Below are 9,615 nucleotides of genomic sequence, written 5' to 3'. Positions count from 1 at the left end.
TTGTTTCATCCTTATTTTCAAGTAGTTGCCTAAATTACATTGTTGTTTAGACAAACAAACCACGCTATCTAAGGCTGTCAAAGGCGATTTAAGAAGATATTAGACAAACATATTCTACATTAAATCAATTGCCATTTCCAAAACGTTTTTCCAACTCATTTCCAATCTGGATTAGTTCAATATCATTTCGAGCTGTAGTTTGTACAACCATTCCATACCCTTTTTCTGTCCATGTTAATACAATCTCAATTCGACCTGTATCATAATGTAATTTTTTTACAAATGTTTTTGAATCAGGAGTATATGCCAATGATGTAACTACACTCTCAATATATGGAAGAATAAATAAACTTTCCTTAGCAAACTTTTTCAACACATCATTGCCGTGATGGTCAGAAGATAATTTGCATTGTTTTTTAGTTTTCTCTAATCCGCAATCGCAAAAATTACAAGGTTGTGTTTTTGCTTGCCATTGTTTATATTCTAAAGTTTTATAGTCTTCAGGATTCGAAAATGATAAAACTTTGTGTTCTTTTTCTTTGCCTGAATCATCAACGTCATATATAACATATTCTTTGCTTTGTTCCCAAAAGTCACAAGAGCAAAGATTCTGACCAATAGAATTATATAAACATACAGCAGACAAACCATAAGCAGGTTTCCTTTCCTCCTGATTAAGATCATTAGTAACAGAAACGGAAAAAGTATTCTCTATATATGTTTTCTCCTCCTCAGAATCTGGTTCAAAATATGGTGGATGCAACATTGACAATAACAACATTTCCTTAATTCCACGTAAATTTTCATTGCAAAAATCTGCAATAGAATAGTCTTGACACAGAAGAATTTCAGCCATACCTCTATCATGGCAACGTACGACATTAAAACCCTGTTTCTTCGTTTCGGATAGCAGCGAAGCAAATTTGTATGCCCTTTCTTTTGCACATTCTTTTGATTCACATAGCGGAAAACAAGAGAGCTCGTTAAAATAAGCGTCCATAACTCAAACTAAAGTAACTAATTGTTTTGTCCATTCATCCAAAAAGTCATCAGGATAATCACTTAGTTCTCCAAAACGATCACACTTGATTATTTTTACAGATGAATTTGTATTTATATCATCATGAGAGAAAAAAATAATCTCAGCATCATTAGGAGACAAATCATTTAATTTTTGTTTCATTGCAATACGGAGCCCATTTACGACATGATCACTATGGGTTTCAATCAAAAGTTGGATATTATTTTTAATAGATACTTCTATAAGGAATTTTGCCAATCTAGATTGAGCTCCTGGATGCAAATGAGCTTCTGGATTTTCAACAATCAGTATACTTCCTTTTTTTGCAAGCAACGCTGCAACAATAACAGGTAAAACATAGCTATAACCAAACCCTACATTGATTGGGCGGAATTTATGACCATTATTTACAGAATCAAGAAAGAGCTCAACACTATCATCATCTTTAGGTTTAGCTTCTAGAGTAGCGCCTGTTAATATTTCCGATAAAACTTCACACACTTTTTCTTGGAATAAAGAACCTTGATTGGAAAGTACATTAATAACGTACTCACCTTTTACCCCTAACCTATTATTATCCAATGAATCTATTTTAGCGGAATTATTTTTAGGTCCTAAACGTTCGGCTGAGACATACTGCAACAATTTGAAGTTTTGTAACATCATGATATCAGATGTCGTACTAACAGATTTATTTTCACTAACGATCTCTTTATCTGAAGTTGTTTTTACATCAAAACGATTTTCCTCATTAACTAATAACTCGCATAGTTTTGCCATTTGAGTTTTTTGAGGTAGCTTTTCAAAACCTAACTCTATCCGATTATCGTCATCTTGAAATGCCCAATAAAATTTTTTAGATTCTGTATTGACATTCACCACTTCGTCAAAAGTTCCCAATGCTACCAAATCCCCCATTAAACGTAATTCTGCAATGTCATTACACTCTTTCATTGTTTGAGCTAACAACAAAAAAGACTGAGCTATAGTAGATTTGCCTCGGCCATTTTTCCCATACAATAAATTAATTTGAGAAAGAGGAATTGATTGCCTTTTATGGAAACACTTAAACCCCTCAATAGTTATATTTTTAATCATATTATTCCTTATTAAGCCATGTCCAAACAGTCTTAGACAACCACCCCTGACGATTTCTATCAGTAATATCTACGATAAACAATAAATCATTTTCATCAATTTGTGGACGCAAAGTGTCATATATATTTTGAGCAACAATAAAGTCATTGACTTTCACCATCCACACAGATTCTAATGGATGCTGCCAATCGCCAAGACCTTTTATAGCCTCGTAAAGATCTGAATAATCTTGTCCAGGTTCCTTTAAATCGTATGTTATCAAAAATATTTTAGACATAGATACTATATTAAACTTTTTATCAAATAATTATACATACAATTGAATGAATGTACAAAGGTACTATTTTTTTTATTATTTTCTTTGTATTTACGTTTTTTATTATATGTTGAAATATAATCTCTCATAGGCCTATATATGTGAAAACTTTTCACTATCTTTGCTTTAAGATAACAAATTTGAGCCGTATGGAAACTGATATTAATCGACTAAAAGTGGTTTTAGCCGAAAAGAAAAGAACTAATAAATGGCTATGTGAACAGTTGGGAGTAAACCCTTCAACTGTTTCCAAATGGTGCACGAACAGTTCTCAGCCAGATTTGCAGACTCTTGTCAAGATCGCAAGACTGCTGGAGGTAACTGTTGATGAATTATTAAATAATAAAATCGAATTGCAATGATTAAAGATATAATAGATGCTAACAATAATGTAACTGTCGGAGCAAAGGAAATAGAGATTCTGAAAGAGCATTTCCCTGCTTGCTTCCGTAACGGTTCATTTGATATTGAGCGGTTGAAGGAATATCTTAAAGATAAGATACACGTCACCGAAGAAGGATATGAGTTACGATTTCTTGGGAAAAACTATGCCCGCTTGCTGGCATCTTTGGATACAACGACTGTTATTGTTCCGGATGCTGAGCACAACAATTTACCCGAAAACAAAGACAGCAAAAATATTTATATCAGTGGCGACAACCTCGATGCATTAAAACATTTGCTGAAGTCTTATGCCGGCAGCATAAAATGTATCTATATTGATCCTCCTTACAATACAGGGTCCGATGATTTTGTTTACACGGATTCATTCAACTTTACGGTTGAAGAACTGGCATCGAAACTGAGCATTTCCGAGGAACAAGCCAGCCGAGTTCTAGACTTGACGCGTCGAGGATCTGCCACGCATTCTGCCTGGCTCATGTTTATGTTGCCTCGACTATTGCTTGCTCGCGACCTGCTTTCAAAAGACGGTGTGATATTTATTTCCATCGATGATAATGAACAAAGTAATTTGAAATTGCTTTGCGATGATATTTTTGGGGAAGAAAATTTTCTATCAATTCTTGCCAGAAGGACTAAAAGTGGAGGTGGATCAGCAGCAGATTCATTCGCAGTGGAACATGATTATATATGTGCATATGCGAGAGATATTAATTATGGTGGTAAGCTATTTATTCCTTTTACAGAAGAGTACTTAAAGCGGTATTCGGAAGAAGATGAACATGGTAAATATTTTTGGGATACAATGGAGCGTTCTAGTACTAAAACTAGACCCTATACTATAACCGCCCCCGATGGGACTGAATTGACAGGTAAATGGTTTAGAAGCAAAGAACGTTTTTTAAAAGACAAGGAAATAGGAGAAATTAGATTCTTGAAAAAAAATGATGGGAACTGGTCTGTACAATTTAAGCAGCGTCTTGCCCCAGGTAAAAAGATGAGGACACTTCTTTATGAAAATGATTTTAAATCCTATTCGGATGACCTTGATGAGTTAGGATTAGCAGGAACATTTTCTTACCCTAAAACAGTATATCTTATTCAATATCTTCTACAGGTGGTTGATAATGGTGGGATTGTTTTAGATTTTTTCTCTGGCAGCGCGACTACAGCCCAAGCTGTAATGGCCGAGAATATTAAAAGATCAGCATGTCAAGATGATGCTCTTACATACATTATGGTGCAAATACCAGAAAATTTAGACGAAAAAGTCGTAAGAGAATCTGGAGATACGAGAGAGATTGCGAAAAAAGCAATCTCTAAATTAGATGAATGTCATAGGCCACACTCTTTAGATTACATAGGAATTGAACGTATTATTCGCGCTGCAAAAAAATATCAATCTGAAAATAGTTTGTTTTCATTAAATTATGGATTCAAACACTTCACTCTTCAAGAGCCGACCAACCAATCTATTGAAAAAATGGAACAATTCGACCCTCATTCTATATTTGGCGATAAGACATTGGTAGATGAGTTTGGTGTACCAACAATTCTCACAACATGGCTTGTACGTGATGGCTATGGATTGACTCCAGATGTAAAGACGCTCAATATTGAAGGGTATGAGCTTTACTATATGGATAAGCATCTGTATATTATAAACCCAAATTTGAGTAATGAAGTCGTTGCATCGTTGTTGGACCGATATCAATCGGATGCAGGGTTCAATCCTCAAAATATCGTAATATACGGCTATGCCCTTTCGTGGGGAGAATTACAGGGACTGAAAGATAGTCTTCGGGTAATACGGGACGGCGAGAAGAATATGCGTATTAACTTTGATATTAGGTATTGATATGGAACTAATTCTTCAGCCTTCATTGCCTCATCAGCAAACCGGTGTTGATGCTGTTGCTGATGTCTTTACCGATACGGCGATAAAGTCGCCGACGATGTTCTATGCCAATCCCGAAATAATCCTGTCAAAAGATGGGGTGGGTCAAAATATTGTTGCCATACAGAAGAGGAACAGCATACAACCGGAGAATTGTGCATATTCTCATGATGCAAGCTGCCTGAACCTTGACATCAAGATGGAAACGGGTACGGGTAAAACATACGTTTATACCCGGACGATGTATGAGTTGCACAAACGGTATGGTATCAATAAATTTATTGTTGCCGTACCTACGCTTCCAATCAAGGCCGGAGCAAGACAATTTATGGAGGACGGTTATGTCAAACGTCATTTCCGTGATGTGTGCGGATATGATGCAGAAATCGAATTGCTCACTTTGGAGCCGCCCAAGAAAAAAAAGAAAGGCAGGCAATATTTCCCAGCAGCCGTAAGTGAATTTGTGAAGGGATCGAACAGGGATACCAAAAAGATTTATGTCCTTTTGGTAAATATGCAATTGTTGAAAGTTGCCAAGAATTATATGCTCAGTCGCGATGATTACGGAAGCGTTATTGAGGGGTTTTATCGCCCGTTCGATGCTCTCCGTGCAACTCGTCCATTTGTTATTATTGACGAGCCACATAAGTTCTCACGCGACCAAAAGGCGTTTGGCGTAATCAAGGAAGAAATTAACCCTCAATGTATTATTAGATACGGCGCAACTTTCCCTGAAACAGTGTCCGGCAGGGGTAAAAATAAAACGGTTGTACATGACTATTTGAACCTGCTCTACGACCTGAATGCTTGTGAAGCATTTAACCAAGGATTGATTAAAGGTGTTGCCAAAGAACACTTTGAGCCAGTCTCTAAGAAAGAAGAAAAAATAAAGCTTCTGTCGGTAGTCAAAAATGAGAAAGCCATATTTCAGCATAAAAGTGCAGACAGTCCGACAAAGACATATCAATTACAGGTAAATGACTCGTTGTCGGTAATTTCCGAGGAGTTCAATGGCATCACAATACAAGCCATAGATAAAAATGCCATTGAGTTGTCCAATGGATTGATTAAGAACGTTGGCGAGGAGATGAATGTGGACATTTACATGCAATCGTACCAGGAGCAGATGCTGCGTCTTGCTCTCGAACGCCATTTTGAAACCGAACGGGAGAATTTCTGCGGGCGCACATTTAAGATCAAAACGCTGGCACTTTTCTTTATAGATGATATCACTTCCTATCGCGAGAGCGAGGATGGTAAGAAACCGTATTTATTGGAAGCTTTTGAAAGGTTACTCAAGGAGAAATTGGTTGCAACAATCAAAGATCTGGATAAATCGGAAGCTGAGTATCGGGAATATCTTGAAGCCAGTTTAAACCATATTGACGAATGTCATGGGGGATATTTTGCTCAGGACAACAGTTCGTCAGACGAAGACATTGCCAATGAAGTTAATGATATTCTGAATGGCAAGAAGCACCTACTTGCTTTTAGAGACAAAGACGGGAAATATATTTTGCGTCGATTCTTATTCTCCAAGTGGACATTAAAGGAAGGATGGGATAATCCGAATGTGTTTACTATTGCAAAATTGAGGTCGAGCGGTAGTGAAACCTCAAAGTTGCAGGAAGTAGGACGAGGATTACGATTGCCTGTTGATGAGTGTGGGAACCGAATCTCCAATCAGGAGTTCATGTTGAACTACATTGTAGATTTTACCGAAGCTGATTTTGCCAATAAACTCGTTGAGCAAATAAATAGTGAAGTACCAGGTACGACATCTGTTTCATTGGAGCAGATCAAACTGGTGGCTGAGAAAATGGGCAAAGAAGAAAAAGCTTTGTTTATTGAACTTCTATCAAAGAATTATATTGACTTGGAACACAATATTATTCCGGCAAACAAGACTCAGTTCTTTGAAGAGTATCCATTATTCAAATCTGGATTGGACGCTAGCAAAATCAAAGACCGCAATAAAACATCCGAAAAACCGATTGGCATTCGCAAAGCTCGGTTTGACGAAATTAAGGAGTTGTGGAAGGTTCTCAATCAAAGATATACTATTTGGTACGATGACAATATTGATGATGATTTGGAGAAAGGTTTATCAGAAATATTAGAGGCGCCTTCTATTTTTTCTGAACAGGTTATTTCCAGTCACAGAGATATAGTCAGAAGTGATGGGGCGCAAATGAGAACAGAAACAGGCAGTGGTGTGCAGTATTCCATTGCCAGCACCCTCCCTTATGGCATTTTCTTAAAAAGGATATCATCGGCAACTAATATTCCTGCTTCGATGATACATAAGTCTATTTGCAATTATGTAAAGCGACATGGAAGTATAGATGACAAATACTTCAATGAACAGACTGTTGGTGAAATAATCAGAGGCTTCTCTGACTGGAAAATGGCCACTCTTCAAGGACGATTTAACTACAAAAAGACTCATGGACAACCTGAAGCAACAGCTCTTACCCATAACGATGGATCTGTCCGGGAGAGTATTGCACAAGGAAGGATTGGTGTCAAAATAGAAGAAGGAATTCCAATGGAGAAATATTTATATGACACCAAGGCTTATGATTCATCATTGGAGTTGAAAAACATCAATACCTCCATTGATGAAGTAATTGTCTATGGAAAAATTCCGCGTAATAGTATCGCAATTCCTACCATTACCGGAGAGTCATATAGTCCGGACTTCATGTATGTCGTTAAAAAAGACAATGGAGAAAAAGAGCTCAATATTGTTGTGGAGACTAAGGGAGTTGAAAATAAATCAACTCTTCGCGGCATTGAGGAGGCAAAAATCAAATGTGCCGAGGTGTTCTTCAATAACCTATCAGCACAAGGGTATAATGTATATTTCCGAACACAACTCAACAATAAGAAAATACTGCAGATTGTAAAAGAAGTATTACAGGAATAATATTATAGACCAACATGATAATGATGAGCGACAGGATCTTCTCCATTGGGGATAACTCTAGCAACTCTATGTAGTAAAAACGATAAAGACATAAATTTACCAGAGAATAGCAGCATTGATAATGCCAACTAGGATATTGAAAGAAAAAGAATAATATTTATTAGAATATGTTCGATCAATCATTTTCAGTAGAGAATTACCTTTCTATCTTCCATGAGGAGAATCGTAAAGGGTATATTGCGTTTGACGATATGCCCGAACATTATAGAAATATTGTCTCTGAAATGAAGGCTATGAAAAGTAGAACTCACGAAATAACAAAAAAGAAAAAGAATAATAGGACAGAAGAGGAAATTTCGGAGTTAGAGAGGCTTAAGTCCACCATAAAAGCCAAACAAGAAGATAGAGACAAAGAACTATATAATGAGTTAAGTAAATATGCTCAAAAAGCTAATAACAAAGACTTTATATTGCCGATAAATAATACCTTTATAGATGATAAAGGTAACCAGGTATTTACAATCGATACCCATCAATGGGAGTATTTTTATGCCATTAAGAATTTACAGAGAATAATAAGAGGGTTATTTAACGTAAGACAGGCAAATAAGCACCAAATAATGTCTAATGTTAAATTACTTCTGAATACAACAACACCATTCTACCTTATTCGGACAGATATTACTGGTTTCTTTGAGTCTATTCCACAACAAGCATTATTGGACAAAATAAATGCTAATAATCTTGTGAATAACAAGACAAAAGGAATGATTAAAGGAATATTGTCAGAATATAACAGACAAAAAGACCCGAATAAAATCAAGGCTGATTGCGGTGTTCCTAGAGGTATAGGAATAAGTTCGTATCTATCTGAAATATATATGCATGACATAGATCAACATATTAGAAATTTGCAAAATGTTATATTTTATGCCCGTTATGTGGATGACATTTTGATAATTTTAGCGGGACTCCCTAACAACCAGAGTATATCAGAGTATTATAAAGGGTTAAAGAATCTATTTCAGAATTATGGACTTGAGATTAAAAATAACAATCCCGCAGAAGATAAGTGCAAGCTTATTGATTTTTACAATAGTACTGCAAAACAACAGTTTACATACTTAGGTTATAAGATAACGATTTCTAAACCCAAAAGCGAAATTAATGCAGAATTTGGTATGTCTGATAAAAAAATAAGAAAAATCAAACAAAAGATAGATGCCTCCTTTGCTCATTTTGAACAAATAAGTGCAATTGATCTTAAACGAGCCAAAAAAGATTTATTAGACTCTCTTGACCTAATATCTGGAAACTTTAGATTAACTAAATCTAAAGAGAGAGTTAAAGCTGGATTGTTTTTTGGGAATGACCTTTTGACTGATTATAATGATTTAGATGATCTAACTTCTTACCTGTCATCCAAACCAATAACGCCACATGGCGAGGTATTAAAAGGGAGGCCCGATAGGACAAAATATATAAATTCAATCAAAAAGAAGATAGATGCCATTAACTTTCAGCAGCGATGGCATGATCGTATTATGTTTAAGTTCAACCCTCAAAGAATAGCGGAAATAAGCGAATGGTTATCATGAAAACAAGAAGGAAAATACGCCTTAAATACAAGAACGAACGAGTGTTATTATCCGATGTTCTTCCATATGAGTTGCCAGTAATTTTTACGAATCGCTATTTCTACAGATATCTTGTCAGCAATGGGATAAGATTTGACGGGACTGAATTGTCTTGGAAAAAAGATATCGATCAGGATGCGTTAGCCGTGTTAAATTTCATCTTCTCTCCGTATTTAAATAAAGACCTAACAATCCTACCAGATAATCAATTTAAATTCAAGGACAAAGTTGTTAGTATTCCGTTTTTATATAAGATTAAACATAAACCACACAAACTTCGTCGACTTGCACTAATCCATCCTGTGAGTCAAATGG

At 36.0% G+C, this 9,615-nt stretch carries 7 protein-coding genes and 1 pseudogene; 5 read left to right on the top strand and 3 right to left on the bottom strand.

Translation table 11 applies throughout. The annotated features are described in order from the left end of the window. Positions 1–124: 124 nt before the first annotated feature. Genes BACCOPRO_RS00625 through BACCOPRO_RS00615 form a run of 3 tightly spaced genes read right to left on the bottom strand, consistent with a single transcriptional unit; the run spans position 125 to position 2,396 of the window. Complete coding sequence (locus BACCOPRO_RS00625; protein WP_008139933.1) at positions 125–1,000, bottom strand: hypothetical protein; 876 nt, start codon at positions 998–1,000, stop codon at positions 125–127. A gap of 3 nt (positions 1,001–1,003) precedes the next feature. After that, on the bottom strand, positions 1,004–2,119 hold the full coding sequence (locus BACCOPRO_RS00620; protein ID WP_008139932.1) for a DUF3696 domain-containing protein: 1,116 nt from the start codon (positions 2,117–2,119) through the stop codon (positions 1,004–1,006). Position 2,120: 1 nt separating this feature from the next. Beyond that, the gene (locus tag BACCOPRO_RS00615) at positions 2,121–2,396 is read right to left on the bottom strand and encodes a hypothetical protein (protein WP_008139930.1); all 276 of its coding nucleotides are present in this window, start codon (positions 2,394–2,396) and stop codon (positions 2,121–2,123) included. Between the two features lie 188 nt (positions 2,397–2,584). On the opposite strand from BACCOPRO_RS00615, the gene BACCOPRO_RS00610 reads away from it, so the two are divergent. The 5 genes and pseudogenes from BACCOPRO_RS00610 to BACCOPRO_RS18245 all read left to right on the top strand — a co-directional run. Next, a complete protein-coding gene (locus tag BACCOPRO_RS00610; RefSeq protein ID WP_008139928.1) occupies positions 2,585–2,797 on the top strand; it encodes a helix-turn-helix transcriptional regulator in 213 nt (70 codons plus the stop codon). Further along, complete coding sequence (locus tag BACCOPRO_RS00605) at positions 2,794–4,695, top strand: site-specific DNA-methyltransferase (protein ID WP_008139926.1); 1,902 nt, start codon at positions 2,794–2,796, stop codon at positions 4,693–4,695. Before BACCOPRO_RS00610 ends, BACCOPRO_RS00605 begins: the two co-directional genes overlap by 4 nt. A 1-nt stretch (position 4,696) precedes the next feature. Further along, entirely contained in the window at positions 4,697–7,663 is a 2,967-nt protein-coding gene (locus BACCOPRO_RS00600; RefSeq protein ID WP_008139924.1) for a type III restriction-modification system endonuclease, read from the top strand. Between the two features lie 167 nt (positions 7,664–7,830). Next, entirely contained in the window at positions 7,831–9,261 is a 1,431-nt protein-coding gene (gene drt3a / locus BACCOPRO_RS00595) for an antiviral reverse transcriptase Drt3a (protein ID WP_008139922.1), read from the top strand. Next, positions 9,258–9,615 (top strand): annotated as a pseudogene (locus tag BACCOPRO_RS18245) (hypothetical protein); the annotation flags it as partial. The gene drt3a and the pseudogene BACCOPRO_RS18245, both read left to right, overlap by 4 nt.

The sequence above is a fragment of the Phocaeicola coprophilus DSM 18228 = JCM 13818 genome (genome assembly GCF_000157915.1).
GTDB lineage: Bacteria > Bacteroidota > Bacteroidia > Bacteroidales > Bacteroidaceae > Phocaeicola > Phocaeicola coprophilus.
This window is presented reverse-complemented; position numbering and strand designations above follow the sequence as displayed.

What these genes read in the sequence shown, in the direction of transcription:
- BACCOPRO_RS00615 (WP_008139930.1), bottom strand. Translation starts at nt 2,396, where the DNA reads ATGTCTAAAATATTTTTGATAACATACGATTTAAAGGAACCTGGACAA.
- BACCOPRO_RS00605 (WP_008139926.1), top strand. Translation starts at nt 2,794, where the DNA reads ATGATTAAAGATATAATAGATGCTAACAATAATGTAACTGTCGGAGCA.
- BACCOPRO_RS00620 (WP_008139932.1), bottom strand. Translation starts at nt 2,119, where the DNA reads ATGATTAAAAATATAACTATTGAGGGGTTTAAGTGTTTCCATAAAAGG.
- drt3a (WP_008139922.1), top strand. Translation starts at nt 7,831, where the DNA reads ATGTTCGATCAATCATTTTCAGTAGAGAATTACCTTTCTATCTTCCAT.
- BACCOPRO_RS00625 (WP_008139933.1), bottom strand. Translation starts at nt 1,000, where the DNA reads ATGGACGCTTATTTTAACGAGCTCTCTTGTTTTCCGCTATGTGAATCA.
- BACCOPRO_RS00600 (WP_008139924.1), top strand. Translation starts at nt 4,697, where the DNA reads ATGGAACTAATTCTTCAGCCTTCATTGCCTCATCAGCAAACCGGTGTT.
- BACCOPRO_RS00610 (WP_008139928.1), top strand. Translation starts at nt 2,585, where the DNA reads ATGGAAACTGATATTAATCGACTAAAAGTGGTTTTAGCCGAAAAGAAA.